At 73.4% G+C, this 25,081-nt stretch carries 23 protein-coding genes; 18 read left to right on the top strand and 5 right to left on the bottom strand.

The genetic code is table 11. From position 1 onward, the window contains the following. Positions 1-296 precede the first annotated feature (296 nt). From BKE41_RS32260 to BKE41_RS31305, 8 genes are all read left to right on the top strand, one after another. On the top strand, positions 297-1,283 hold the full coding sequence (locus BKE41_RS32260; RefSeq protein WP_245295834.1) for an Hpt domain-containing protein: 987 nt from the start codon (positions 297-299) through the stop codon (positions 1,281-1,283). Further along, positions 1,250-2,431, top strand: a complete 1,182-nt coding sequence (locus BKE41_RS32265) for a chemotaxis protein CheA (protein ID WP_245295835.1) — start codon at positions 1,250-1,252, stop codon at positions 2,429-2,431. The genes BKE41_RS32260 and BKE41_RS32265 overlap by 34 nt, the downstream gene beginning before the upstream one ends. Next, positions 2,431-3,012, top strand: coding sequence for a chemotaxis protein CheW (locus BKE41_RS24640; RefSeq protein WP_071000219.1), 582 nt, complete (start codon positions 2,431-2,433; stop codon positions 3,010-3,012). Before BKE41_RS32265 ends, BKE41_RS24640 begins: the two co-directional genes overlap by 1 nt. A 49-nt stretch (positions 3,013-3,061) precedes the next feature. Continuing rightward, positions 3,062-5,305 (top strand): methyl-accepting chemotaxis protein, encoded by a 2,244-nt coding sequence (locus tag BKE41_RS24645; RefSeq protein WP_071000220.1) that lies wholly within the window; start codon positions 3,062-3,064, stop codon positions 5,303-5,305. Between the two features lie 113 nt (positions 5,306-5,418). Then, positions 5,419-5,907, top strand: coding sequence for a chemotaxis protein CheW (locus tag BKE41_RS24650; protein ID WP_058607681.1), 489 nt, complete (start codon positions 5,419-5,421; stop codon positions 5,905-5,907). Between the two features lie 13 nt (positions 5,908-5,920). Beyond that, positions 5,921-6,769, top strand: a complete 849-nt coding sequence (locus BKE41_RS24655; RefSeq protein WP_012321730.1) for a CheR family methyltransferase — start codon at positions 5,921-5,923, stop codon at positions 6,767-6,769. Further along, the gene (locus tag BKE41_RS24660) at positions 6,766-7,851 is read left to right on the top strand and encodes a chemotaxis response regulator protein-glutamate methylesterase (RefSeq protein ID WP_012321731.1); all 1,086 of its coding nucleotides are present in this window, start codon (positions 6,766-6,768) and stop codon (positions 7,849-7,851) included. Before BKE41_RS24655 ends, BKE41_RS24660 begins: the two co-directional genes overlap by 4 nt. Positions 7,852-7,880: 29 nt before the next feature. Next, a complete protein-coding gene (locus tag BKE41_RS31305) occupies positions 7,881-8,318 on the top strand; it encodes a hypothetical protein (protein WP_159392774.1) in 438 nt (145 codons plus the stop codon). 188 nt (positions 8,319-8,506) lie between these two features. On the opposite strand, the gene BKE41_RS24670 is transcribed toward BKE41_RS31305, so the two are convergent. After that, positions 8,507-9,766 carry a D-amino acid dehydrogenase gene (locus tag BKE41_RS24670; protein WP_071000221.1) on the bottom strand — a complete coding sequence of 420 codons (1,260 nt, stop codon included), beginning with the start codon at positions 9,764-9,766 and terminating at the stop codon, positions 8,507-8,509. An 8-nt stretch (positions 9,767-9,774) separates the two neighbouring features. After that, positions 9,775-10,908: an alanine racemase gene (gene alr / locus BKE41_RS24675; protein WP_083374413.1), complete on the bottom strand. Its 1,134-nt coding sequence runs from the start codon at positions 10,906-10,908 to the stop codon at positions 9,775-9,777. A 147-nt stretch (positions 10,909-11,055) separates the two neighbouring features. On the opposite strand from alr, the gene BKE41_RS24680 reads away from it, so the two are divergent. The 7 genes from BKE41_RS24680 to BKE41_RS24710 all read left to right on the top strand — a co-directional run bounded on the left by BKE41_RS24680 (position 11,056) and on the right by BKE41_RS24710 (position 18,908). Then, entirely contained in the window at positions 11,056-11,505 is a 450-nt protein-coding gene (locus BKE41_RS24680; protein ID WP_012321734.1) for an Lrp/AsnC family transcriptional regulator, read from the top strand. A 14-nt stretch (positions 11,506-11,519) separates the two neighbouring features. Continuing rightward, a complete protein-coding gene (locus BKE41_RS24685) occupies positions 11,520-12,761 on the top strand; it encodes an amidohydrolase (RefSeq protein WP_071000222.1) in 1,242 nt (413 codons plus the stop codon). After that, entirely contained in the window at positions 12,758-13,669 is a 912-nt protein-coding gene (locus BKE41_RS24690) for a LysR substrate-binding domain-containing protein (RefSeq protein ID WP_012321736.1), read from the top strand. The genes BKE41_RS24685 and BKE41_RS24690 overlap by 4 nt, the downstream gene beginning before the upstream one ends. A gap of 101 nt (positions 13,670-13,770) precedes the next feature. After that, complete coding sequence (locus tag BKE41_RS24695; protein WP_071000223.1) at positions 13,771-14,655, top strand: NAD(P)-dependent oxidoreductase; 885 nt, start codon at positions 13,771-13,773, stop codon at positions 14,653-14,655. Next, a complete protein-coding gene (locus BKE41_RS24700) occupies positions 14,655-16,193 on the top strand; it encodes an aldehyde dehydrogenase family protein (RefSeq protein WP_071000224.1) in 1,539 nt (512 codons plus the stop codon). Before BKE41_RS24695 ends, BKE41_RS24700 begins: the two co-directional genes overlap by 1 nt. Before the next feature lie 106 nt (positions 16,194-16,299). Further along, positions 16,300-17,676 (top strand): DUF3100 domain-containing protein, encoded by a 1,377-nt coding sequence (locus tag BKE41_RS24705; protein ID WP_071000225.1) that lies wholly within the window; start codon positions 16,300-16,302, stop codon positions 17,674-17,676. Positions 17,677-17,753: 77 nt separating this feature from the next. Beyond that, positions 17,754-18,908 (top strand): M20 aminoacylase family protein, encoded by a 1,155-nt coding sequence (locus BKE41_RS24710; protein WP_071000226.1) that lies wholly within the window; start codon positions 17,754-17,756, stop codon positions 18,906-18,908. A 58-nt stretch (positions 18,909-18,966) separates the two neighbouring features. Here BKE41_RS24710 and katG read toward each other — a convergent pair whose 3' ends face one another. The 3 genes from katG to BKE41_RS24725 form a co-directional block, all read right to left on the bottom strand. Beyond that, positions 18,967-21,285, bottom strand: a complete 2,319-nt coding sequence (gene katG / locus BKE41_RS24715; protein WP_071000227.1) for a catalase/peroxidase HPI — start codon at positions 21,283-21,285, stop codon at positions 18,967-18,969. Positions 21,286-21,431: 146 nt separating this feature from the next. Continuing rightward, a complete protein-coding gene (locus tag BKE41_RS24720; protein WP_024828553.1) occupies positions 21,432-21,611 on the bottom strand; it encodes a hypothetical protein in 180 nt (59 codons plus the stop codon). 60 nt (positions 21,612-21,671) lie between these two features. Beyond that, a complete protein-coding gene (locus BKE41_RS24725) occupies positions 21,672-21,911 on the bottom strand; it encodes a hypothetical protein (RefSeq protein WP_071000228.1) in 240 nt (79 codons plus the stop codon). A 159-nt stretch (positions 21,912-22,070) separates the two neighbouring features. Here BKE41_RS24725 and BKE41_RS24730 point away from each other — a divergent pair, with 159 nt between their 5' ends. From BKE41_RS24730 to BKE41_RS24740, 3 genes are all read left to right on the top strand, one after another. After that, entirely contained in the window at positions 22,071-22,811 is a 741-nt protein-coding gene (locus tag BKE41_RS24730) for a GntR family transcriptional regulator (protein WP_024828552.1), read from the top strand. A gap of 86 nt (positions 22,812-22,897) precedes the next feature. Next, positions 22,898-24,133, top strand: coding sequence for an MFS transporter (locus BKE41_RS24735; RefSeq protein ID WP_071000229.1), 1,236 nt, complete (start codon positions 22,898-22,900; stop codon positions 24,131-24,133). Positions 24,134-24,137: 4 nt separating this feature from the next. Continuing rightward, positions 24,138-25,049 (top strand): amidohydrolase family protein, encoded by a 912-nt coding sequence (locus BKE41_RS24740; RefSeq protein ID WP_071000230.1) that lies wholly within the window; start codon positions 24,138-24,140, stop codon positions 25,047-25,049. Positions 25,050-25,081: the final 32 nt, after the last annotated feature.

A 25,081-nucleotide genomic window follows, 5' to 3' on the forward strand; every position in this document is an offset into this window, starting at 1 on the left:
CGATCGCTGTATCCGACAATCTTTTGCTTCATGGCTTGGCGAGATATACTTTGCTTCCAGGGTCGAAATCTGGCCGTTAACGGAAAATTTCGGGTCCAATCGTATACAACCGGAGAGGTCGGGCGGCGGGTGCTCGTCGTTCCCCGTCGCCGCGCGGGCGTCGCGCGCCGGGATAGTCCGTTCGACTGCCTGGTCGCGAAGGAAACGGCCCGCGTTCGGAGCTGGAATCTCGCCCCGCTCGGGATGGGGCGCTTCATTCTGTATCTGCGTGCTGTGTGCGAGGGTCCGATCGTCCCATGACTGCCCTGGATCCCGCGGAGATCTTCCGCGCCGAGGCCGCCGAGCTGCTCGCCTGCCTGGAGACGACCCTGCTCGACCTCGGCGACCGGCCCGAGGACCGGACCCTGATCGACACCGCCTTCCGCGCCCTGCACACCATCAAGGGCTCGGGCGCCATGTTCGGCTTCGAGCAGGTCGCCGCCTTCACCCACGACTTCGAGACCGCCTTCGACCGCGTCCGCCGCGGCGAGGTCCCGGTCGGCCGCGACCTCGTCAACGTCTCCCTCTCGGCCAAGGACTTCATCCGCGGCCTCATCGAGGAGCCCGAGGCCAGCGCGCCCATCATCGGCGAGGCCATCCTGGCCGAGCTCGAGCAGCTCCTCGGCGCCGCGGGCGCCGACGCGGCCCAGGCCGCTGCCGATACCGCCGCCGATGCCGATACCGCTGCCGATACCGCCGCCGCTTCCGCCGCCCCGGCCGCCGAGGCCGGCTGGCGGATCGGCATCGCCTTCGCCCCGGACGTCCTGCGCAACGGCACCAACCCGCTCGCCCTCCTCGACGAGCTGCGCGACCTCGGCGCCTGCACGGTCGTGCCGCGGCTCGAGGCCCTGCCCGAGCTGCCCGGCCTCGATCCCGAGAGCCTCGCCCTCGGCTGGGACGTCACGCTGCGCGGGCCCGTCAGCCGCGCGGCGGTCGAGGACGTGTTCCTGTTCGTGCGCGACGAGATGGTCCTGACCCTGGAGCCGGCGGGCCCGGCGCTGCCGGACGCCGCCCCGCCCGAGCCGGTGCCGGCCCAGGCGCGCGCCCCCGCTCCGGTCGCGGCGGAGCCGGCACCACTCAACCGCCCGCGCCCGCGCTGCGCTGCGCTGCCGCCGCCGCCCCGGCCGTCGCCGCCCCGCCCGTCGCCGCTGCCGCGCCGGCCGATGCCCGGGCGCCGGCGCGGCGGGCCGAGGACCGGCCGGCCAGCAGCGTGCGGGTCGAGGCCGAGCGGCTCGACGAGCTGATGGACCGGGTCGGCGAACTCGTCATCGCCCAGGCCCGCCTCGGCCAGCTCGCCGGCCTGCACGCCGATCCCGGCCTCAAGACCGTCGCGGAGGAGATCGAGCGCCTCTCGGCGCGCCTGCGCGACACCACGATGAGCATCCGCATGGTCGCCATCGGCGCCCTGTTCGGCCGCTTCCGCCGCCTCGTCCACGACCTCGCGCGCGACCTCGGCAAGCCGGTCGAGTTCGTCACCGGCGGCGAGGAGACCGAGCTCGACAAGACCGTGATCGAGCGCCTGGCCGACCCGCTCGTCCACCTGATCCGCAACGCCATCGACCACGGCATCGAGGCGCCCGCGCAGCGCGCGGCCGCCGCCAAGCCCGCCACGGGCCGGATCACGCTCACCGCCGAGCATGTCGGCGCCCAGGTGCTGGTGAGCGTGCGCGACGACGGCGCCGGGCTCGACGCGGCGCGCATCCGCGCCAAGGCCGAGGAGCGGGGCCTGTGCGCGCCCGGCGCGGTGCTGAGCGACCAGCAGATCTACCAGTTCCTGTTCGCGCCGGGCTTCTCGACCGCGCCGACGATCTCGGCGCTGTCGGGGCGCGGGGTCGGCATGGACGTGGTCAAGAAGACGATCGAGAGCCTGCGCGGCACGATCGACATCACCACCGAGCCGGGGGGCGGGACCTGCGTGGCGCTGCGCCTGCCGCTGACCCTGGCGATCATCGAGGGGCTGCTGATCCGGGTCGGCGCGGGGCGCTACGTGATCCCGCTGGCGGCGGTGGAGGAGTGCGTCGCGCTGCCCGCGGGCGAGCGCGGCGGGCGCGGGCGGGACTTCCTGAACATCCGCGGCGCGCTGGTGCCGTTCCTGCGGCTGCGCGACCTGTTCGGGGCGCCGGGCGAGCCGGAGGAGCACCAGAAGGTGATCGTGGTGTCGGCGGGCGAGGCGCGGGTCGGCCTGGTGGCGGACCAGATCATCGGCAACCACCAGACGGTGATCAAGTCGCTGTCGAAGCTGCACGCGGACGTGGCGACGTTCTCGGGGGCGACGATCCTGGGCGACGGCACGGCCGCGCTGATCGTCGATGTCGGCCGGCTCGTGGGCGGCGGCGAGCGGGCGCACGAGAGCCCGCGCGAGAGCCCGCGCGCCTACCAGGAGGTGGCGTGATGAGCGGCGGCGTGACGAGTGGCGTGATGAGCGGCGTGACGCGCGGCGTGACGCGCGGGTCTCCCGGGTCCGGGCCGCAGGCGGGCGCGCAGTCTGACGCGCAGGTGGGCGCTCAGCCTGGCGCGCGGGTGGGCGGTCCGGCGGGTCAGCGGGGCGGCCGGCAGGTGGTGATGTTCCGGATCGGCACGGAGAGCTTCGCGCTGGAGGCCGGGATGGTGCGCGAGATCATCGACCCGATCCCGGCGACCCGGGTGGCGGGGGCGCGGGCGCATGTCGACCGGATCGTGAACGTGCGCGGCAACGTCGTGCCGCTGGCCGACATCCGCGGGCGGTTCGGGATGCCGGCGGCGGCCGACAGCCCGGACACGCGCTTCCTGGTCCTGGAGGTGGCGGTGGCGGGCGATCCGGTGGTGGTCGCGCTGGTGGCCGACAAGGTGTTCGCGGTCACCGAGGTCGACCCGGCCGATTGCGAGGCGGTGCCGCCGGTCGGGACGACGTGGCGGCCCGAGTACATCCGCGCGATCGTCAAGGCGGGCGACGACTTCATCATCGTCCCCGACCTCGAGCAGATCCTCAACTGAAGTCCTGGTGCAGTCTTCTCGAAGCGTTGTGTGCGTAGGGGTGAGTACGATGCGTTTCTCGATCAAGGCCAAGCTCGGGGTCGGCTTCGGCGCGATCCTCGTCCTCCTCGGGGCCGCCAGCGGCGTCGGCTACCAGCGGCTCACCGCGGCCGACGCCACGATGAAGTACGTCCTCAGCCGCGCCGAGGTGCAGAAGCTGGTCCTCGAGGGCAAGGCGAACGCCATCCGCGCCGGGTTCAACGTCCGCGGCGCCCTGCTCAGCCCGGACGAGGCGCAGATGGCGGAGTTCGCCAAGCGCGTGACGAACAACCGGGCCGACGCCATGGCGGCCCTGGCCAAGGTGAGGCCGCTCCTCATGTCCGACGAGGGCCGGCGCCTGTTCGAGGACTTGATGGGCAAGTTCGAGAAGCAGACCGAGCTGGGGACCCGCGCCCTGGAGATGACCCGCGAGAACTCGAACGGGAAGACCTGGGCCGAGATCAATGCCGCGGGTCGCCCGGCGCTGGCCGCCCTGCGCACGGACCTCGACGCCCTGATCGTCGCGCCGGCGGACGCCCAGAACCCCGCCGCGGACCGGCTGGCGCGGGTCGCCGCGGTGTTCAAGGGCCGGGTGGAGCGGGCCTGGGGCCAGCTCACCTCCGCGACCGGGACGACGAGCGCCGAGGCGCTGCAGCAGCGCGTCGCCCTCGCCAAGCAGTCGCGCGAGGAGATCAACCGCTCCCTGGAGGAACTCGCCCCGGCGGCCCAGACGGCGGGCGTCGCCGTCGCGGGCGTCCGCGAGCGGTTCGCGACCTGGGCGGCCTCGTTCCAGCGCGCGCTGGCCGTCGTGGAGACCGGGACATCGGTGAAGGCGGCCGAGCTGGCCTCGGGTGACTACGCGAAGGTGAGCACGACCGCGATCGACGCGTTCGAGGCCCTGGCCGAGCGGCAGAAGCGCTTCATGGACGAGGCCGCGGTCCAGGCCAACGCGGAATCGGCCCAGGGTCAGACCATCCTGCTGACCGTGGCGGCGGCGGCCCTCCTCCTCGGCCTCGGCATCGCCACCTGGCTCGCCCTCTCGATCTCCCGCGGGCTCGGCCGCGCCGTGACCCTGGCCGACGCGGTGGCCATGGGCGACCTGAGCCAGACCGCGAAGGTCACCTCGAACGACGAGCTCGGCGACCTCGTCGGCGCCATGGGCCGCATGACCGAGAACCTGAACGCGACGGCCGCGCTCGCCAACGCCATCGCGCGGGGCGACCTCACGGTCGAGGCCAGGCCGCTCTCCGACAAGGACACGATGGGCCTCGCCCTGCAGACCATGCTGACGAAGCTGCGCGCCGTCGTGGCCGAGGCGAGCGCGGCGGCGAGCAACGTGTCCGCGGGGTCCCAGGAGCTGTCGGCGTCGGCCGAGCAGCTGTCGCAGGGCTCGACCGAGCAGGCGGCCTCGACCGAGGAAGCCTCGGCGTCGATGGAGGAGATGGCCGCCAACGTGAAGCAGAACGCCGAGAACGCCAGCCAGACCGAGACGATCGCCCGGCAATCGGCCCAGGACGCCGAGGCCAGCGGCGTCGCGGTCGGCCGGGCCGTGGAGGCCATGCAGACCATCGCCCAGAAGATCACCATCGTGCAGGAGATCGCCCGCCAGACTGACCTCCTGGCCCTCAACGCCGCCGTCGAGGCCGCCCGGGCCGGCGAGCACGGGCGCGGCTTCGCGGTGGTGGCCAGCGAGGTGCGCAAGCTCGCCGAGCGCAGCCAGGCGGCCGCGGCCGAGATCGGCACGCTCTCGGCCGACACCGTCAAGGCCGCCCAGCAGGCCGGCGACATGCTGGGCCGGCTCGTGCCCGACATCAAGAAGACCGCCGGCCTGGTCGAGGAGATCACCGCCGCCTGCCGGGAGCAGGATGTCGGCTCGGGCCAGATCAACCAGGCGATCCAGCAGCTCGACAAGGTCACCCAGCAGAACGCCAGCGCCTCCGAGCAGGTCTCGGCCACCTCCGAGGAGCTGGCCACCCAGGCCGAGAAGCTGCAGGCGACGATCGCCTACTTCCGCCTCGCCGAGGCGTCCGCGCCGGGCGCGCCCCTGGCGGGTGTCCCCCTGGCGGGCGTCGATCAGGCGGTGACGCGCCTGCGCGCGACCGCGGCGCGGATGGGCACGGCCTCGGCGGGCCCGGCCTCGGGCGCTTCCTCGGCGGCGATCCGCTCGCCGAGCCCGAAGCGGGCGGGCGGGCGCGGCCCGGCCGCGGGCGGCGGCTTCGCCCTCGACATGGGCGCGGGCGACGCGCAGGACGCCGCCTTCACCCGCGTCGCCTGACCCGCCGCCCGAAGCCCGGATCCGCGCGGCACCTGTCGCCGCGCGGATCCCGCCGCCGGGCCGCCGCCGCAGCCGCAGCCGCAGCCGCGCCCCGATCCATCCGGAGATCCCGCATGTCCAGTGTGTGGCAGTACCTGACCCTCGGCCTCGGGGCCGAGACCTTCGGGATCGACGTCGAGCACGTCCACGAGATCCTCGATTACCGGGTGCCGGCGGCGCTGCCGCAGGCGCCGGCCTTCCTGCTGGGGATGATCGACGTGCGCGGGCAGAGCTACCCGGTGGTCGACCTGCGGACCAAGCTCGGCCTGCCGCCGGTCGCGCGCACGCCGGCGACGCGGATCATCCTGCTCAACGTTCCGATGCCGGGCCGGGCGCTGCGGGTCGGGTTCGTGGCCGACCGGGTGATCGAGGTGACGGAACTCGACAGCGCCGAGATGGAGGCCGCGCCCGAGGTCGGCGGGCGCTGGAACGCGCGCTACATCGCGGGCATCGGCCGCCGGGGCGAGGCGTTCGTGGTCGTGTTCGACCTCGTCGCGCTCATGGACGGCGACGGCCCGGCGCTGGCCGCACCCTCGCAGGCCGCACCCTCGCAGGCCGCCTGAGGGATCCGCCACCATGGAGGCCGATCCGGGTCACCTGAGCGACCGGCACTTCCGCTCCGTCGCCGACCTCATCCAGCAGCACGTCGGCATCCAGCTCCCGCCGGCCAAGCGCACCATGGTCGAGGGCCGGCTGCGCAAGCGCATGCGCGCCCTCGATCTCCCGACCCTGGAGGCCTATGGCCGCCACCTGTTCGAGGCCGGCCATCTCGCGGACGAGTTCCCGCACCTCGTCGACTGCGTGACGACGAACAAGACCGACTTCTTCCGCGAGCCCGCGCATTTCGACCTGCTGCGCACGACGATCGTGCCGCGGCTGGCGGCGCGGGGCGACCGGCCGCTGCTCAAGGTCTGGAGCGCGGCGGCATCGACGGGGGCCGAGGCCTACACGCTGGCGATGGTCCTGCACGACATGGCCGCCGACCGGTTCCGCTACGCCATCCTCGGGACGGACATCTCGTCGGAGGTGCTCGACCGCGCCCGCACGGCGATCTACCCGGAGGAGATGCTGGCCGCCGTGCCGCCGGACCTGCGGCGGCGCTACGTGATGGTCGCGCGCGACCGGGCCCGGCGCGAGGGGCGGATCGTGCCGGAGCTGCGCGCCCGGGTGCGGTTCCAGCAGCTCAACCTGATGGACGAGGTCTACCCGATCGACCGGGACGTCGACCTCGTCTTCTGCCGCAACGTGCTGATCTACTTCGACAAGCCGACCCAGAAGGCCGTGGTCGCGCGTCTGGCCGCGCATCTGCGCCCCGGCGGCTACCTGATCGTCGGCCATTCCGAGTCCATGGCGGGCGTCGGCGTGGCGGGCCTCGACCAGGTCTCCTCCACCGTCTTCAGCAAGCTGAGGGAATCCAGCCGGTGAGCGCGTCCCGACCGATCCGCGTCCTCGTTGTCGACGACTCGGCCTCCGTCCGCCAGACCCTGTGCAGCATCCTGGAGACGGCGCCCGACATCGAGATCCTGGGAACGGCCGCCGATCCGTTCATCGCCGCCCGCCGGATCCAGGAGGAGATCCCGGACGTCATCATCCTCGATCTCGAGATGCCCCGCATGGACGGACTGACCTTCCTGCGGAAGATCATGGCGCAGAAGCCGCTCCCGGTGATCGTCTGCTCGACCCTGACCGGGGCGGGCTCCCGGATGCTGTTCGAGGTCCTGGAGGCGGGGGCCGTCGACGTGCTGCCGAAGCCGCGGGTCGACACGCGTCAGTTCCTGCTCGAGTCCACCGTCCGGGTCTGCGACGCGGTCCGGGCGGCCGCGCGGGCCAAGCTGCGCGGGAGCCGGCCGCCCCGGCAGCTGGTCGAGGCGAAGCTCTCGGCCGACGCCGTCCTGCCGCCGCCCGTCCCCGGTCGCGTGGTGGTCGAGACCGACCGGATCGTCTGCATCGGCGCGTCGACGGGTGGGACGGAGGCCCTGCGCGACGTGCTCGAGGTGCTGCCCGCCGAGTCCCCCGGCCTCGTCATCGTGCAGCACATGCCGGAGCATTTCACGGCGGCGTTCGCCAAGCGCCTGAACGGCCTCTGCGCGATCACCGTCAAGGAGGCGGAGGACGGCGATCCCGTGATGCGGGGCCGCGCCCTGATCGCCCCCGGCGGGCGTCACCTCATGGTCGAGCGCCGGGGCGGCAGCTACGCGGTGTCGGTGAAGGATGGTCCTCTCGTCGCGCGCCATCGCCCGTCGGTCGATGTCCTGTTCCGGTCGGCCGCCCGGGCGGCGGCCGCGAACGCCCTCGGCATCCTCCTGACCGGCATGGGCGACGACGGCGCCAATGGCCTGCTGGAGATGCGCCGGGCCGGAGCGCAGACGGTCGCACAGGACGAGGCGAGCTGCGTCGTGTTCGGGATGCCCAAGGAAGCGATCGACCGCGGCGCGGCCGCCAAGGTCCTGCCGCTCGAGCAGATGCACCTGGAGATCCGGCGCTTCGGCCTGTCCGCGGCGCGCTGAGGCCGGGGCCGGACTCAGGACGGGTCGCGTTGCCCGGACTGCGCCTCGGCCATCGCCCGGCGCCCGCGCGCGCGGCTGGACGGTCGAGCCGCTCCGCGACGCGTCCCGCGGGTGCCCGTCTTCACCGACCGGGCCCCGGGAGGCCCCTGGCTCCCGCCGCGCCGCGCGCCGCGCTGGACGACCTGCCCTGGGCGGTCATCCTCGTCCCGCGTTCCGGCATCCAGCAGGTCCTGAACGCCGGGCGGGTGATCGGGCACGCGGAACAGGCGGGCCAGCCCGTCGGCGACGCCCCGGAGAACGGCGTCCGCCTGCTCGTGATCTTCCTGGCCCTGTACGACGATGAAACTCATCTGCGCACCCGGATCGTTCGTTCAGATCCTAAACTCGATTCGGTGCGAGGGGTTGCCCGAGTCTGTCAGAAGTTATGCCGCGATGTCGCGACTCCGCGATTCATGGACATCATGTAATCAACCGTTGGTCGTATCGCGATGAATAATGAATGACCGTGCCGGGGTCTCGAACATGCCTCGCGGTGACTCGCGGCGTGTTTTTCAACGCAGAGTCATATCTCGTTCTGCACTGCGCGGGGTAGGGTTGTGCTGGTGCGCAACGACACGCGTCGCGCGGCGCGCCGGCGTTGCCATGACCGCGCGGCTCACGCGGCGTAGCGGCCGAGCGCCAGATCGTCGCTCGCGATCTCGGGGGCGCGGCCGGACACGAGGTCGGCGAGCAGGCGGCCCGAGCCGCAGGCCATGGTCCAGCCCAGCGTGCCGTGACCGGTGTTGGTGAACAGGTTCCCGACCCGCGTGCCCCCGACGATCGGCGTGCCGTCCGGCGTCATCGGCCGCAGGCCGGTCCAGAACGCGGCGCGGTCGAGATCGCCGCCGGCCGGGAACAGGTCCTGCACCGAGCGCGCGAGGGTCTCGCGGCGCGGCCCGCGCAGGGCGTTGCTGAAGCCGGCGAGCTCGGCGGTGCCGCCGACGCGGATGCGGTCGCCCAGCCGGGTGATCGCGACCTTGTAGGTCTCGTCCATCACCGTCGAGACCGGCGCGGCCTCCGCGTCGGTGATCGGCAGCGTCAGGGAGTAGCCCTTCACCGGGTAGACCGGCAGGGCGATCCCGAGGGGGCGCAGCAGGGCCGGCGTGTAGCTGCCCAGCGCCGCCACGTAGGCGTCCGCCCGCAGAAGCGCCCCGTCGGCGGTCTCGACCGCCGTCACCCGGTCGCCGGCGTGATGCAGCCGCGCGATCGCCGTGCCGTAGCGGAAGGTCACGCCGAGGCTCTCGCAGAGCGCGGCGAGGCGCTGTGTGAACAGGTGCGCGTCGCCGGTCTCGTCGCCCGGCAGCCGCAGGCCGCCGACGAAGACGTCGCGCACGGCGGCGAGTGCCGGCTCGGCCGCGATGCAGCCGGCCGGATCCAGCACCGTGTAGGGAACGCCGTAGGCGTCGAGGACGCGGGTGTCGTCGCCGACATGGTCGAGCTGCTTCCGCGTCCGGAAGAGCTGCAGCGTGCCCTTCTCCCGGTGATCGTAGGCGATGCCGGTCTCGGTGCGCAGGTCGCGCAGCGCGTCGCGGCTGTACTCGGCCAGCCGCACCATGCGGCCCTTGTTCCGCCGGTAGGCCTCCTCGGTGCAGTTCGCGAGCATGCGCGTGAGCCACGCGTAGAGGCGGGGCTCCAGCCGCGGCCACAGCACCAGGGGCCGGTGCCGCATCATCAGCCACCTGAGCGCCTTCACGGGGATCCCGGGCGCCGCCCAGGGGGCCGAGTAGCCCGGCGAGACCTGGCCGGCATTGGCGAAGCTGGTCTCCAGGCCGGCGCCGGGCTGGCGCTCCAGCACGGTGACCTGATGGCCGGCCCGGGCGAGGTAGTAGGCCGAGGTGACGCCGACGACGCCGCCGCCGAGGATGAGCACGTGCATGGCGGGCCTCAGGCTCCGAGATAGACGCGGTGGAAGCGGTGGCCGAGGTTGGTCAGGACCTCGTAGCCGATCGTGCCGGCCGCGGCGGCGGCGGCGTCGACGTCGCGCTCCGGCCCGACGATGTCGACGAGCGCGCCCGGGCCGAGGGTGCCGGGCGCCGCGTCGGTGACGTCGAGGACGAGGCTGTCCATCGAGACGCGCCCGACCACCGGCAGGCGAACGCCGCCGAACCACGCCGCGCCGCCCGCCGTGCTGCGGAAGAACCCGTCGGCGTAGCCGATCGCGACCGTGGCGAGGCGGCTGTCCCGGGCGACCGTGGCCGCGTGCCCGTAGCCGACCGGCGTCCCCGCCGGGACGCTGCGCGTCTGCATCACCCGGGCCCGCAGCCCGATCACCGGCCGCATCGGGTTCGGCGCGCCCTCCTGCGGGGCGATCCCGTAGAGGGCGGCGCCGGGGCGCACCAGGTCGAAGTGGAAGTCCGGACCGAGGAAGATCCCCGACGAGGCCGCGAGGCTCGCCGGCACCGCGGGCAGGCGCCGGCGGACGGCCCGGAAGACGGACAGCTGCGCCGCGTTGACCGGGCTGTCCGGCTCGCCCGCGCAGGCGAGGTGGCTCATCACCAGCCGCAGGTCGAGGCCCGCGAGGGCGTCCGGCCGGTCGAGCAGCACGCCGACTTCGTCCGGCGCGAAGCCGAAGCGGGCCATGCCGGTGTCGACCTGGAGGATCGCGGGCAGGCGCCGCGCGCGCCGCCGGGCCAGGCCCTGCCAGCCGTCGAGCTGGGAACGGTCGTTGAGGACGGGCACGAGGTCGTGGTCCGCGCAGGTCGCCTCGCTGCCCGGGGCGGCGCCGTTGAGCACGGCGATCACCGCGCCGGGTCCGAGGATCGACCGGAGCGCCACGCCCTCGCCGACCTGGGCGACGAAGAAGTGCCGGCAGCCCGCGGCGGCCAGAACCGGCGCGACCCGGTCGGCGCCGAGCCCGTAGGCGTCCGCCTTGACGACGGCCGCGCAGGTCGCGGTCCCCGCCCGGGCGGCGAGCAGGCGGTAATTCTCCGCGAGGGCCGCGAGATCGATCGTGAGGAGTGCGGAGGCCGTCCCGGCCGGGCCCGCATCGGGCCGGAGATCGCGATCGATCATGCTCATGGCGGCCCTCGGGACAGCGCTCGGATGCGATGCCGGAAGGCTACACGGAGGATCGTCGAATGAGCGTGCGTGCTGTCGAAGGCCTTTGAATTCGAAGCTTGGCTGTGCAAGTTTCTGCGGCCTCTTCGAAGATCCTGCGAGTCGCGCGTGGACGAGATCGACCGCCGCATCATCCAGACCCTGCGCGGCGACGGCCGGATCAGCAACGCGGATCTCGCCGCGGCGGTCGGCCTGTCGGCCTCGGCCTGCCACCGCCGCGTGCGGCTGCTGGAGGAATCCGGCACCATCCGGGGCTACACGGCGCTGATCGGCGGCGCGGTCGACGGGCCGGGCCTCGTGGTCCTCACCCAGTTCACCCTGGACCGCCAGACCGAGGATTACCTCAACCGGTTCGAGGCGGCCGTCCGGCGCTGTCCCGAGGTGCAGGATTGCTATCTGATGACCGGGACGGCCGATTACCTCGTGAAGCTCAAGGTGATCGACGCGGCCGATTACGAGCGGCTGCACAAGGATGTGCTGTCGCGGCTGCCGGGGGTCGCCCGGCTGCAGTCGAGCTTCGCCATCCGGACCGTCGTGGCGGCGGGCCGGCCGCTCTGAAGGAAGCCCCCGCCATGACGTCGATCGCCGAACCGCCCGCGGACGCTCCCTGCGACCTGCGCCTCCGCGACGCCGCGCTCGCCGACGGAAGCCGGGCAACCGTCGACATCCTGGGCGACCGCGTGGCGGCGCTGCGAGATCCCGGCGCGCCGCTGCCGCCCGCCGGCCGCACGATCGATCTCGGCGGCGCCCTGGTCTTGCCGGGCCTGACCGACGGGCACGTCCATCTCGACAAGTGCCTGCTCGGCCTCCCGTGGCGCCCGCACGCGGCGGCGGGGTCCGTCCGGGCGATCATCGACGACGAGAAGGCGTTCCGCCGCGCCACGCGGATCCCGCTCGCCGAGCAGGGCGCCGAGGCGCTGCTCGAACGCATGCTCCGCGGCGGCACGACCAGCCTGCGGACCCATGTCGACGTCGACGACGTCACGCGGCTCGACCACCTCGCCCAGATCCTCGAGCTCCGGGCGCGCTGGTCCGACTGCCTGCAGATCCAGATCGTCGCCTTCCCGCAGAGCGGGATCCTGGGATGCCCGCCGGTCGCCGACGACCTGGACGCCGCCCTGCGGATGGGCGCGGACCTCGTCGGCGGCCTCGACCCCGTCGGCATCGACGGCGACCGCGACGGTCACCTGGACGTCGTCTTCGCCCTGGCCGAGCGGCACGGACGGGGCATCGACATCCATCTCCACGAGGGCGGCGCGGCCGGCCTCGCCACGATCGCGGCGATCGCGGCCCGGACAGTGGCGGCCGGGCTCGGCGGGCAGGTCACGATCAGTCACGCCTTCGCCCTGGCAGAAGCCGACGACCTGGAGCTCGGCCGGATCGCCGAGGCCCTCAACCGGGCCGGGGTCGCAATCCTCAGCAGCGTGCCGGGCGGGGCCCGATGCCCGCCGATCCCGCGGCTGCGGGCGCTCGGCGTCCCGGTCTGCCTCGGTACCGACAACGTCCGCGACTGCTGGAACCCCGCCACCGTCACCAGCATGGTCGCCCGTGCCCAGCTCGCCGCCTACCGGTTCGACCTGCGCACCGACGCGGAGCTCGCGGCGCTGCTGGCGCCGATCACCGCCGTCCCGGCACAGGTGCTCGGCATCGGTCCGGGCGCGGTGGCGCCCGGCGCGCGGGCCGACCTGATCGCCTTCGCGGCCGGCGGCGTGCCACAGGTGATCGTCGAGCGCCAGGAGCCCGTGCTCGTCGTCGCACGGGGCGCCGTGGCGGTCGACCGGCGCGGCGCGGCAGACGGGAACCCGCCGCCGTGAACGACCGCGCCCTGCGCTACCTGCTGGCCGTCGTGCGCGCGGGCTCTGTCCGGGCGGCCGCCGAGGTGCTGAACGTCGCCGCCTCGGCGGTGAGCCGGCAGATCATCGAACTCGAGGCGCAGGTCGGCGAGACCCTGCTCGAGCGCCTGCCCCGGGGTGTCGTCCCCACCGAGGCCGGCCGTCTGGTCGCCGCGCACGCGCAGCGGCAGGCCGACGAGGCGGCGCTGCTGGAGGACCAGCTGAAGCGCCTGCGCGGGGTGCAGCGGGGCACGGTCAGCCTGCGCTGCGGCGCCGGCTTCCTGATCGACCTCCTCGACAATGCACTCGCCGGGTTCGCGCAGGACCATCCGGGCATCGCCTATCAGGTCGAGATCGGCACCACCGACGGGATCCTCGCGGCCATAGCCCGGGGGGACGCGGATATCGGCCTCGTCTACAACCCGCCCGCGCATCCGGATGTCCGCGGAATCGTCACCGCCCGGCAGCCGCTGCTCGCCATCCTGCCGAAAAACCATCCCCTCGCGGATGGATCGGCGCCGGTTCCGCTGCGCAGCTTCGCCACCGAGCCCGCCGCCCTCCTGCCGCCCGACCACGGGGTGCGCCAGCTGATCGGCCGCGTCGAGGCGGATGGCGGCTTCCGGCTGGTGCCGCGGCTGGAGACGGCGTCCTTCGAGCTGCATCGCCGCTTCGTCATGGCCGCGATGGGCGTCGCCTTCCTGCCCCGCTTCGTGGTCGCGGCCGAGCTGCGGGCCGACCTCCTCGACGCTGTGCCGCTGCGCGACAGCATCCTGTCCGAGGCGACCGCCCACCTCGTCATCCGGGCCGGGCGACGGCTGCCCGAGGGCGCGGCGCGCCTGCTAGGCTGGCTGGCCGACCACATGGTGGCGTTCCGTCCGCCACCGGCCTGACCCTACCGTGCTGGATTTCCGCACGTTACGTGCAAAAATCCATGATTGTAGCAACGCTCGTTTGCCGAGATCATCCTCCCGCACGGTGAGGACGGATCGGTATGACCATCGCAACGGTAGGGGTCGTCGGGCTCGGCAATATGGGTCTGGGCATGGCCGCGACCCTGGCCCGCAAGGGCTTCGCGGTCCTCGGCTACGACATCGACGCGGGCCGGCGCCCCGCTGCCGAGGCGGCCGGCGTCACCACCCTCGACGCCCTCAACGACGTGCTCCGCCGGGCCGACGCCCTGGTGTTCTCGCTGCCGCTGGCGCGGGACGTGGAGGCGGTGGTCACCGCGGAGGGCGGCCTCCTGTCCCGGACCGACCGGAAGGTCGTGGTGATCGACACCTCGACCTCGGATCCCGGCACGACACGGCGCCTCGCCGAGCGCCTCGCCGCGGCCGGTCACGCGCTCCTCGACGCCCCGGTGAGCGGCGGCCCGTCCGGCGCCGCCGAGGGCACCCTGACCATGATGATCGGCGGAGCGGAGGCGGATTACGAACTGGCCCGTCCGGTCCTGGAAGCCATGTCGGCCCGCGCCCCGCATGTCGGGCCGTCCGGCGCCGGCAACATCGTCAAGCTCGTCAACAACCTGCTGGTGGCGGCTCATCTCGTGACCACCGGCGAGGCCCTGCGCCTGTCCGAGGCGGCGGGCCTCTCGGCCGAGGAGGCCGTCAAGGTCGTGAACACCGCGACCGGCCGCAGCGCGATCAGCGAGGTCATGGTCCCGCGCTGGGTCCAGTCCGGCACCTTCGACAGCGGCTTCTCGGCCGGCCTGATGCGCAAGGACGTGCGCCTCGCCCTCGAACTCGCCGCCGCGTGCGGGATCGACCTGCCGCTCTCCGCCGAGGTGAAGCGGATCTGGCAGGCGACGCAGGCCGCCATCCCCGACGCGGCCGACTTCACCCGCATGGCCGATTACCGCGATCCCAAGGGAGCCCACTGATGTCCGGCACGCCGCACTCGCCCGCCGCCGATCGGGTCGCCGCCCTCCTGGCCGACCTGCTGCCGGGCGGCCGCATCGGCAGCGTCGTGGCCGGCGAGATCCTCGCCGGGACCGGCGCCGCCCTCGATCTCACCAACCCCGCCGACGGCGGCGTGCTCGCGACCTTCGCCGATGCCGGCCCGTCGGTCGTCGAGGCCGCCATGGCGGCGGCCCGCGACGCCCAGCGCGCGTGGTGGGGCATGAGCGCCGCCGCCCGCGGCCGCGCGCTGTGGGCGGTCGCCGCCCTGGTCCGGCAGCACGCCGGCGCGCTCGCCGAGCTGGAGACCCTCTCGGCCGGCAAGCCGATCCGCGACACCCGCGGCGAGGTCGCCAAGGTCGCCGAGATGTTCGAGTACTACGCCGGCTGGTGCGACAAGCTCCACGGCGACGTCATCCCGGTCCCGACCTCGCACCTGAACTACACCCGCCACGAGCCGTTCGGCACCGTGGTGCAGATCACCCCCTGGAACGCCCCGATCTTCACCGCGGGCTGGCAGATCGCGCCGGCGCTCTGCGCCGGCAACGCCGTGGTGCTGAAGCCCTCCGAGCTGACGCCCCTGACCTCGCTGGCGCTGGGCCTGCTCTGCGACCGGGCCGAGGGGATGCCGCGCGGCCTCGTCTCGGTGCTGGCGGGCGCCGGCCCGACCACCGGCGCCGCCGCGGTGGCCCATCCCGAGACCCGGCTGGTCGTGTTCGTCGGCTCGGCCGAGGCCGGTGCGCAGATCGCCGCCGCGGCGGCCCGCGCCATCGTGCCGAGCGTGCTGGAGCTCGGCGGCAAGTCGGCCAACATCGTGTTCGCCGACGCCGATCTCGACCGGGCGCTGATCGGCGCGCAGGCCGCGATCTTCGGCGGCGCCGGGCAGAGCTGCGTGGCCGGCTCCCGGCTCCTCGTGCACCGCTCGATCCACGCGTCCTTCGTCGAGCGCCTGTCCCACGCCGCCGCGCGCATCCCGGTGGGCGCGCCGACCGACCCGGCGACGCAGATCGGCCCGATCAACAACCGGCGCCAGCGGGACAAGATCGCCGCCATGGTCGAGGCCGCCGCGGGGGCGGGGGCGACGATCGCGGCGGGTGGGGCCTGCCCCGCCGCCTTACGCGACACGGGCGGCTTCTACTACGGCCCGACCATCGTGGACGGCGTCGCGCCGGACGCCGCGATCGCCCGGGAGGAGGTGTTCGGCCCGGTCCTGGCGGTCCTGCCGTTCGACGGCGAGGACGAGGCGGTCGCGCTGGCCAACGGCACGCCCTACGGCCTCGCCGGCGCGGTCTGGACCGGCGACGGCGGGCGCGGCCACCGGGTCGCGGCGGCGCTCCGGTCGGGCACCGTCTGGGTCAACGGCTACAAGACCATCAACGTGGCCTCGCCCTTCGGCGGCTTCGGCCGCTCGGGCTTCGGCCGCTCCTCGGGCCGCGAGGCGCTGATGGCCTACACCCAGACCAAGAGCGTCTGGGTCGAGACCGCCGCCGCGCCGGCCGTGACCTTCGGCTACGTGGGCTGAGCCCGACGCCGGGCGGACCGTTCGACAGGATCAAGCGACAAGACCGGCGATCGAGACCGGCAGGCGGAGCAACAGGCAGGCCCGAGCAGGGCAGGGGAGAGTGACGATGGCGGGCGAACTCTATGCGGCGGAGGCGAGACCGGTCGCGCCCGCCGTCTCGGGCGGCGGGAAGCTGACGCTGTTCCTGCTCGCCCTGGTCATCGTCGTCATCGCGGAGGCGATCGGCAACGTCAGCATCCCGGTGGGGTCGGGCAAGATCGTGCTGCTCCCGCTGCTCTGGGCCCTGCTGCTGGGCGGCGCGCTGGGGCTGATGAGCCCGCGCCTGCCCGCGCCGCTGCGGCTGTCGGGCGCCCTGCAGAACGCGGCCGGCGCCTACCTGCAGCCGGCGCTGCTGATCTTCATCGCCAAGCTCGGCCTGCTCGTCGGCGGGTCGCTGCCGAAGATCCTGGCCTCGGGCTGGGCCCTGGCGTTCCAGGAATTCGGCCACTTCTTCGGCACGATGGTGTTCGGCCTGCCGGTCGCGCTCCTGCTCGGCATCAAGCGGGAGGCGATCGGCGCGACCTTCTCGGTCGGCCGCGAGCCGAGCCTCGCCATCATCGGCGAGCGCTACGGCATGGATTCGCCGGAAGGGCGCGGCGTGCTGGCCGAGTACCTGACCGGCACGGTGTTCGGCGCGGTGTTCATCGCCCTGCTGGCCGGGCTGGTCACCAGCCTCGGGATCTTCAACCCGCTGGCGCTGGCGATGGGCGCCGGCGTCGGTTCCGGCAGCATGATGGCCGCGGCCTCGGGGGCGATCGCGGCCCAGCAGACGCCTGAGGTCGCCAAGGACGTCGCCACCTTCGCGGCGGCCAGCAACCTCGTCACCACCACGATCGGCACGTACTTCACGCTGTTCCTGTCGCTGCCCTTCACGATCTGGGCCTACGGCAAGCTGGAGCCGATCCTCGGCCGCAACCGGCCGGACGCCGCCCGCCCGGCGGCCGCCGACCCGCAGGGCGCCGCGCAGGCGGCCGCGCCGGCCCATCAGGAGGTGCGGATCGGCCTCGGCGAGACCGTGCTCGCCTGGATCCTGATCGGCGCCTACGGGCTCATCGGCAACTGGCTCACCTACGGCGTCGTCCCCGACGCGCAGGTCGTGGCCGGGATGGCGATCATCATCGGCACCGTGCTCGCCGGCTGGGGCCTCTACCTGCTCCTCGGCCGGCGCCTGCCCGCCGTCCTCTGGGTCTCGATCATCGGCATGGCGCTGACCTATCCCGGCACGCCCTACGCCGCCGAGATCGCCGCCCTGACCGGCAAGCTCAACTTCCTGGCGCTGGCCACGCCGATCCTGACCTTCGCGGGGCTCTCGGTCGCCAAGGACGTGCCCGCCTTCCGCCGCCTCGGCTGGCGGATCGTCGTGGTCTCGTTCATGGCCAATGCCGGGACCTTCCTCGGCGCGGTCCTGATCGCCCAGTTCTTCATGCACGCCCCGCTGGGGTGAACCGCCGCGCCGATCGGCGTAGGGTCCGGACGGGGGATCGAGGCGCTCCGGCAGCGCCGGCATTTGAGAGAGGTCGCATGGGCATCGAGGCGGAGACCGTGGAGCGGATGGTCGCGTGGCGGCGCGACCTGCACGCCCACCCCGAGCTGGCCTTCCAGGAGGTCCGCACGGCGGAGCTCGTCGCCCGGGAACTGGCCGCCTGCGGCCTCTCGGTGAAGACCGGGCTCGGCCGCACCGGCGTGGTCGGGACCCTGAGCCGGGGCGACGGGCCGACCGTCGGCCTGCGGGCCGACATGGACGCCCTGCCCATCCAGGAGGCGACGGGCGCGAGTTACGCCTCCCGGACGCCCGGCGTGATGCATGCCTGCGGGCACGACGGCCACGTGGCGATGCTGCTCGGCGCGGCGCGGCACCTCGCGTCGCGCACCGACCTCTCCGGCACGGTGCACTTCATCTTCCAGCCGGCGGAGGAGTGCGAGGGCGGCGGGCGCGCCATGGTCGAGGACGGCCTGTTCCGGCTGTTCCCGTGCGATTCCGTCTACGGCCTGCACAACTGGCCGGGCCTGCCGCTGGGGACCTTCGCGACCCGGGTCGGCGCCATCATGGCCTCCCTCGACACGTTCGAGATCACGGTCGCCGGGTTCGGGACCCACGCGGCCATGCCGGAGCGCGGCACCGACACGCTGGTGGTCGTCTCCGAGATCGTCCTCGCCCTGCAGACCATCGTGAGCCGCCGGATCGCCCCGACGGACCCGGTCGTGCTCAGCGTCACGCAGATCCACGGCGGCGACGCCTACAACGTCATCCCCGACCGCGCGGTCATCCGCGGCACGGTCCGGTGCCTGGACGAGGCCGTGCGCAAGCGCGTCGCGGAGCTCGTCGCGGCCATCGCGGGCGGGACGGCCGGCACGCACGGCGCCCGCGCGGAGGTGGACTACCGGTTCGGGTACCCCGCCACCGTCAACACCGCCGACGCCGTCGGCACCGCCCTGGAGGCGGCCGGGACCGTCCCGGACATCACCGCGCGCCGCGGCGAGGTCGGACCCTCCATGGCGTCGGAGGATTTCGCCTACATGCTCCAGGCCTGTCCCGGCGCCTATGCCTGGATCGGGACCGACGGGGCGCAGCGGAGCCTGCCGCTCCACAATCCGGGCTACGACTTCAACGACGAGGCGCTGCCGGTCGGCGCCGCGTACTGGGCCGCGCTGGCGTCGCACAGCCTCAGGCCGTGAGGCGAGCGCTCTGAGGGACCGCCCGCGCCGGAGGCGCGGGCGGTCCCGATGGCGGGTCTCAGGCCGCCATCGGCCCGTAGCGCCGGTGACCCTTCACGTCGAAGCGGTCGAGCATCATGACCTTGTCCCAGGCCTTGACGAAGTCCGCCACGAAGCGGCGCTGGCCGTCGCTGCCCGCGTAGGCGTCGGCGATGGACCGGAGCTGCGCGTTCGACCCGAAGACGAGGTCGCTGCGGGTCGCCTCGAACTTCGTGTGCCCGCTCGCGCGGTCCTTGAGCGCGAAGGTCATCCCGTCCGCGTCCGCCTTCTCCCAGACCAGGTCGACGTCGGTCAGGTTGCGGAAGAAGTCGGTCGTCAGCACCCCGACCCGGTCGGTCAGGACGCCCCGGTTCGACCCGTCGTGGTTGGCGTTGAGCGCGCGCAGGCCGCCGGTCAGGACGGTCCATTCCGGGGCCGTCAGCGTCAGCAGGTTGGCCTTGTCGAGGAACATCTCCTCCGGCGACACGCTGCGCGTCATCTGCCCGAAGCCGTCGTCGACGTAGTTGCGGAACCCGTCCACCACCGGCTTCAGCCACTCGAACATCTCGAGGTCGGTGAGCGCCTGCGTCGTGTCCACCCGGCCCGGCGTGAACGGGACCGGCGTCTCGACCCCGGCGTCGCGGGCCGCCCTCTCCACGGCGACGCAGCCGCCCAGCACGATCAGGTCCGCCAGCGAGATCTTCTTCCCGTCGCTGCGCCCGTCGTTGAAGGTCGCCATCACGCCGCGCAGGGCCTCGACCACGGGCGCGGCCCGCCGGTTGACGGCCCAGTCCTTCTGCGGCGCGAGCGCGAGGCGGCCGCCGTTGGCGCCGCCGCGCTTGTCGCTGTCGCGGTAGGTCGAGGCCGCCGAGAAGGCCGTGAAGGCGAGATCGGAGACCGACAGGCCGGTCGCGGCGATCGCCTGCTTCAGCGCGGCGATCTCGGCCTCGCCGACGAGCGCGTAGTCCCGCTCGGGCAGCGGGTCCTGCCACAGGAGCCCGTCCTCGATCACCGCCTCCGGGCCGAGGTAGCGGTGCTTCGGACCCATGTCGCGGTGGGTCAGCTTGTACCACGCCTTGGAGAAGGCCTGGGTGAAGGCGTCGAAGTCGTCGAGGAACTTCTCGCAGACCTTGCGGTAGTCGGGATCGACCTTCAGGGCGATGTCGGAGGTCATCATCATCAGCGGGTGCATCTGGCCCGCGACGTGGGCGTCCGGCGTCTTCGGCGCGTCGGGATCTTTGGGCGTCCACTGGAGGGCGCCCGCCGGGCTCTTGGTCTGCTCCCACTCGAACCTGAAGAGGTTCTCCAGGTAGGCGTTGTCCCACTTGGTCGGATCGGGCGTCCAGCTGCCCTCGATGCCGTTGGTCATCGTGTCCTTGCCGGCGCCGGACCCCTTCGGATTGTGCCAGCCGAGGCCCATCGCCTCCATCGGCGCCATCTCGGGGGGCGGACCGATCTCCTTGGCGGGGGTCATGCCGTGGCTCTTGCCGAAGGCGTGCCCGCCCGCGATCAGCGCCACCGTCTCCTCGTCGTTCATCGCCATGCGGGTGAAGGTGATCCGGATGTCGCGCGCGGAGGCCAGGGGGTCGCCGCTCGCGTAGGGGCCCTCCGGGTTCACGTAGATCAGCGCCTGGTGGGAGGCGGCCAGCGGGTTCTCCAGGTCGTAATCGGCGTCGCCGTTCTTGCCCCGCCAGCGCTTGTCGCGGTTCACCATGTCGTCGAAGCTCGAGACCGAGCCCATCTCGACCACCTCCGGACCCCAGTAGGTGGCGTTGTCCGCCTCCCAGGCGTCGAGGCGGCCGGCGGCGAAGCCGTAGGTCGGCAGGCCCATGATCTCGAGGGCGCAGTTGCCGGTGAGCACCATCAGGTCGGCCCACGACAGGGCGTTGCCGTACTTGTGCTTGATCGGCTGCAGGAGGCGCCGCGACTTGTCGGTGTTGCCGTTGTCCCACCAGCTGGAGATCGGGGCGAAGCGCTGCAGGCCGGTGCCGGCGCCGCCGCGCCCGTCGGCGATCCGGTAGGTGCCGGCCGAGTGCCAGGCCATCCGGATCATCTGCGGGCCGTAATTGCCGTAGTCGGACGGCCACCAGTCCACCGACGAGGTCAGGAACTGCTTGATGTCGCGCTTGAGCGCCTCGAAGTCGATCTTGGCGAACTCGGCCGCGTAGTCGAAATCCGGGCCGAGGGGATCGGCCGCCAGCCCGTTCTGGTGGAGCACCTCCACCCGCAGGCGATGGGGATACCAGTTCTCCAGCGTCGGCCGGTTGCCGAGGGCGCCGCCGATCCGGTCGCCGCCGAACGGGCACTTGCCTTCCATGTGAAACGTCGTCGTGTCCGTCTTGTCGATCGTCTCGCTCATCGGGTGGTCCCCCTTGGGTGTTGCGCGACGACCGGGCGCGCGGGGCTCGGACGTCGACGGCGTTGGGCGGTGCAGGCGGTCCGAACCCTCAGGCGCTTCCCGTCGCGCTCGAGCCTCGTGACGAAATGAGGCGGTTCCCGGCGGGATCAAGTTCGGGTCGCCGAAGTCTTGCCCGGGCGTCCGGTCGACAACCGCGCAATGATCGCGATGACGTTGTCGCGATCAGCCCTGTCGCCGGCATCGCCGAGCGACGGCGTCGACTCGACGTCGACGCGGGCCCGCGCCCGGGCATTACCCTTCGTCTTGGGGGCGTCGTCGAGCGTCATGAGGGACGTCTCGGCTCCCCTCGAAGGCCGGGCGAGGCCGCCGGTGCCCGTCGTCGTGGGTCAGGGCGCGGACCGCGAGCCGGACGGCGCGGCGCCCGCGCCGCTCCCGGAGCCGGTGACGGCCGTGCGGGCGGCGGCCTGGCTCTGGCTGGCGTAATCGGGCGGCGCGGTCTCACCCTGCCAGATCATCAGCCCGGCCAGGGCGGCGATCATGAGCCCCACGCTGACGAGCAGCACGACCAGCACCGGCCTGCCGCGCCGGCCCTGTCGGCTCTCCTGGGCCGTGTGACGTTCGACCATCCGCGCCTCGCTGGAGGTTGGTTCCGGGAAATCCCGGCGAGAACCCGCGACCCCGCGGATAGATCCAGTCCTGCGACGCTGTGGACCGGCCCCTCGGGCACGCCGACACCGCTGTGCCACCCATTGGCGTCCGCCGGCGTTGGTCATACAGTCATACACATGACCGCAACGTCCGCGCCGCAGCCCGATCTCCGTCTGCCGCTCTATCAGCGCCTGCGGGACGAGATCGCCTTCCAGATCGCCCGCAACGTCTGGCGCTCGGGCGAGCCGATCCCCACGGAGGCGGAGCTGGCGGCGACCCACCGGGTCGCCATCGGCACTGTGCGCAAGGCGATCGACGTCCTCGTCGCCGACGGCCTCGTCGAGCGTCAGCAGGGCCGCGGCACCTTCGTGCGGCGGCCGCGCTTCGACCGGTCCCTGTTCCGGTTCTTCCGGCATCTCGGGCCGGATGGCACGCAGGCGGTGCCGGAGGGGCGGATCCTGTCGCGCGAGGCCCGTCCGGCCCCCGCGGCCGCACGCGAGGCCCTCGGTCTCGACGCGCGCGGCGCGGCGATCCGCCTGATCCGGACGCGCCACCTGCAGGGCCGCCCGATCCTGTCCGAGGCGATCTGGCTGCCGGCCGCACGGTTCGCACCGATCCTGACCGCCCCGCTGACGGAGATCGGCGACCTCCTCTACCCCGCCTACGAGCGCCTCTGCGGCGAGATCGTCGCCCGCGCCGAGGAGACCCTGACCGTCGGCATCGCCGACGCGACCGACGCCGAGCGCCTCGAGATCGCGGACGGAGACCCGGTCGTGGTCATCGAGCGCCTCGCCTTCGGCTTCGACGCCCGCCCGATCGAGTGGCGCGTGACCCGCGGTGCGGCCAAGGACTTCCGGTATCACGTCGACATCCGCTGAGAGGCCGGCGCCTTGACGCGCCGGCGCGCGCGTGCTCATTTATTCATATAAATGACTAGTCCTCTTCGGAGGGCGGAGGAAAGCCCGTGTTCCGCTGGTACCGCGACGTCGGTCCGGCCGAGCGTCGCACCTTCTGGGCCTGTCTGGGCGGGTGGTCGCTCGACGCCCTGGACGTGCAGATGTTCAGCCTCGCCATCCCCGCGCTGGTCGCGAGCTTCGGGCTCAGCCGCTCGGAGGCCGGCCTGATCGGCGCGGTCACGCTCGTCGCGGCGGCGCTCGGCGGCTGGCTCGGCGGCCTCGCGGCGGACCGGATCGGCCGCGTCCGGGCCCTCCAGATCACGGTGCTGTGGTTCGCGGTCGCGACCTTCCTGGCGGCCTTCGCGCAGAGCTTCGCCCAGCTGCTGACCCTGAAGGCGCTGCAGGGGATCGGCTTCGGCGCCGAGTGGGCGGCCGGCGCCGCGCTGATGGCGGAGGCGATCGGGCCCGAGCACCGCGGCCGGGCGCTGGGCGCCGTGCAGGGGGGCTGGGCCCTCGGCTGGGGGGCGGCCGTGCTCCTGGCCACCGCGGCCTTCTCGGTGCTGGATCAGGAGACCGCCTGGCGGGCCCTGTTCGCCTGCGGCCTCGCGCCCGCGCTCCTCCTGCTCTACCTGCGCCGCTCGGTCCCGGAGCCGGCGCGGCCGGTCGGAAGGCCGGCCCGGCCGCCGGCCGGATCGCTCGCGATCTTCGCGCCCGGCCTGCGCCGGGTCACGGTGCTCGCGACGCTGCTCGGCCTGGGCGCCCACGGGGGCTTCCACGCCCTGTTCACGTGGCTGCCCACCTACCTGAGCGTCGAGCGCGGCGCCTCGGTCCTCGGCACCGGGCTCTACCTCGCGATCATCATCGCGGCCTTCGGCCTCGGCTGCCTCGTCGCCGGCGGGCTCGTGGACCGGCTCGGGCGGCGCCGGACGGTGGCGCTCTACGCGGCCGGCTGCATGGCGCTGGTCGTCGTCTACCTGCTGCTGCCGGTCGGCGGCACGGGCCTGCTCCTCCTCGGGGCCCCCCTCGGCTTCTGCACCGCCGGCATCCCCGCGAGCCTCGCGGCCCTGTTCAGCGAGCTCTTCCCGGACGGCCTGCGCGGGACCGGGATGGGCTTCTGCTACAACGCCGGCCGCCTCGCCTCCGGCCTGCTGCCCCTCGGCGTCGGCCTGCTCAGCGAGATCCTCGGGCTCGGCCCGGCGATCGGCCTGTCGGCCCTCGGTGCCTACGGGCTCGTCCTCCTCGCCGTCGCGCTCCTGCCGGATCGGCAGTCCGGCGGCGCGCTGATCCCCCAGACCGTGAGATGATCCGATGAACCGGCGCCGCTTCTGCCGCACCCTGCTCGCGGGCGGCGTCACGCTCGCGCTTCCGGCCCGCGGCCGCGCGGCCGGGCCCGGCTCCGCCGCCGACAGCGTGGCGGCGGTCGACACCCACGCCCACGTCTTCACCCGGTCCCTCACCCTCACGGGGGACCGCCGCTACGCCCCCGACTACGACGCGAGCATCGCCGACTACCGCGCCATGCTGGACCGGAACGGCATGGCGCGCGGCGTGCTAATCCAGCCGAGCTTCCTCGGTACCGACAACGGCTACATGGTCTCGGCCCTGCGGTCCGCGCCGGAGCGGCTGCGCGGCATCGCCGTGCTGGCCCCGGAGGCCGAGACCGCCGCGCTGCGCGACCTCGCCGGGCAGGGCGTCGTCGGCCTGCGCCTGAACCTGATCGGGCGGCCGGACCCGGACTTCGCCGGCGCGGTCTGGCGCGCCCACCTCGCGCGCGTGGCGGATCTCGGCTGGCAGATCGAGGTCCAGGCCGAGGCGCGGCGCCTCGCGCGGCTGCTGCCGCCGCTGGTCGAGGCGGGCGTCCCCGTCGTGGTCGACCATTTCGGCCGGATCGACCCGGCCCTCGGCATCGCCGATCCGGGCTTCGCCGACCTGCTCGGCTTCGGCCGCGGCGGCCGCGTCTGGGTCAAGCTGTCGGGCGCCTACCGCATCGGCAGCGGCGAGGCCGGCCGGCAGACGGCGCTGCAGGCCGCCGAGCGCCTGCGCGGCGCCTTCGGGGCGCGGCGCCTGCTCTGGGGCAGCGACTGGCCGCACACGCAGTTCGAGACCCAGGCCAGCCCCGCCGAGGCCCGGCGCGACCTCGACGCCTGGGTGCCGGACCCGGCCGAGCGCCGGATCGTCCTGGCCGAGACGCCCGCCGAACTCTTCCGCTTCGACCGCTAGGCCGGGGCGCGCCCGCCCGAATTCCAGCGAGG

It is taken from the genome of Methylobacterium sp. C1, assembly GCF_001854385.1.
In the GTDB taxonomy this organism is placed as follows: Bacteria; Pseudomonadota; Alphaproteobacteria; order Rhizobiales; family Beijerinckiaceae; genus Methylobacterium; species Methylobacterium radiotolerans.

Coding starts and splice junctions, on each gene's coding strand:
- BKE41_RS24720 (WP_024828553.1), bottom strand. CDS start 21,611: ATGACGCTCGACGACGCCCCCAAGACGAAGGGTAATGCCCGGGCGCGG.
- BKE41_RS24705 (WP_071000225.1), top strand. CDS start 16,300: ATGGCGGGCGAACTCTATGCGGCGGAGGCGAGACCGGTCGCGCCCGCC.
- BKE41_RS24685 (WP_071000222.1), top strand. CDS start 11,520: ATGACGTCGATCGCCGAACCGCCCGCGGACGCTCCCTGCGACCTGCGC.
- alr (WP_083374413.1), bottom strand. CDS start 10,908: ATGAGCATGATCGATCGCGATCTCCGGCCCGATGCGGGCCCGGCCGGG.
- BKE41_RS24710 (WP_071000226.1), top strand. CDS start 17,754: ATGGGCATCGAGGCGGAGACCGTGGAGCGGATGGTCGCGTGGCGGCGC.
- BKE41_RS24695 (WP_071000223.1), top strand. CDS start 13,771: ATGACCATCGCAACGGTAGGGGTCGTCGGGCTCGGCAATATGGGTCTG.
- BKE41_RS32260 (WP_245295834.1), top strand. CDS start 297: ATGACTGCCCTGGATCCCGCGGAGATCTTCCGCGCCGAGGCCGCCGAG.
- BKE41_RS24645 (WP_071000220.1), top strand. CDS start 3,062: ATGCGTTTCTCGATCAAGGCCAAGCTCGGGGTCGGCTTCGGCGCGATC.
- BKE41_RS24730 (WP_024828552.1), top strand. CDS start 22,071: ATGACCGCAACGTCCGCGCCGCAGCCCGATCTCCGTCTGCCGCTCTAT.
- BKE41_RS24670 (WP_071000221.1), bottom strand. CDS start 9,766: ATGCACGTGCTCATCCTCGGCGGCGGCGTCGTCGGCGTCACCTCGGCC.
- katG (WP_071000227.1), bottom strand. CDS start 21,285: ATGAGCGAGACGATCGACAAGACGGACACGACGACGTTTCACATGGAA.
- BKE41_RS24740 (WP_071000230.1), top strand. CDS start 24,138: ATGAACCGGCGCCGCTTCTGCCGCACCCTGCTCGCGGGCGGCGTCACG.
- BKE41_RS24650 (WP_058607681.1), top strand. CDS start 5,419: ATGTCCAGTGTGTGGCAGTACCTGACCCTCGGCCTCGGGGCCGAGACC.
- BKE41_RS24655 (WP_012321730.1), top strand. CDS start 5,921: ATGGAGGCCGATCCGGGTCACCTGAGCGACCGGCACTTCCGCTCCGTC.
- BKE41_RS24640 (WP_071000219.1), top strand. CDS start 2,431: ATGAGCGGCGGCGTGACGAGTGGCGTGATGAGCGGCGTGACGCGCGGC.
- BKE41_RS24700 (WP_071000224.1), top strand. CDS start 14,655: ATGTCCGGCACGCCGCACTCGCCCGCCGCCGATCGGGTCGCCGCCCTC.
- BKE41_RS24725 (WP_071000228.1), bottom strand. CDS start 21,911: ATGGTCGAACGTCACACGGCCCAGGAGAGCCGACAGGGCCGGCGCGGC.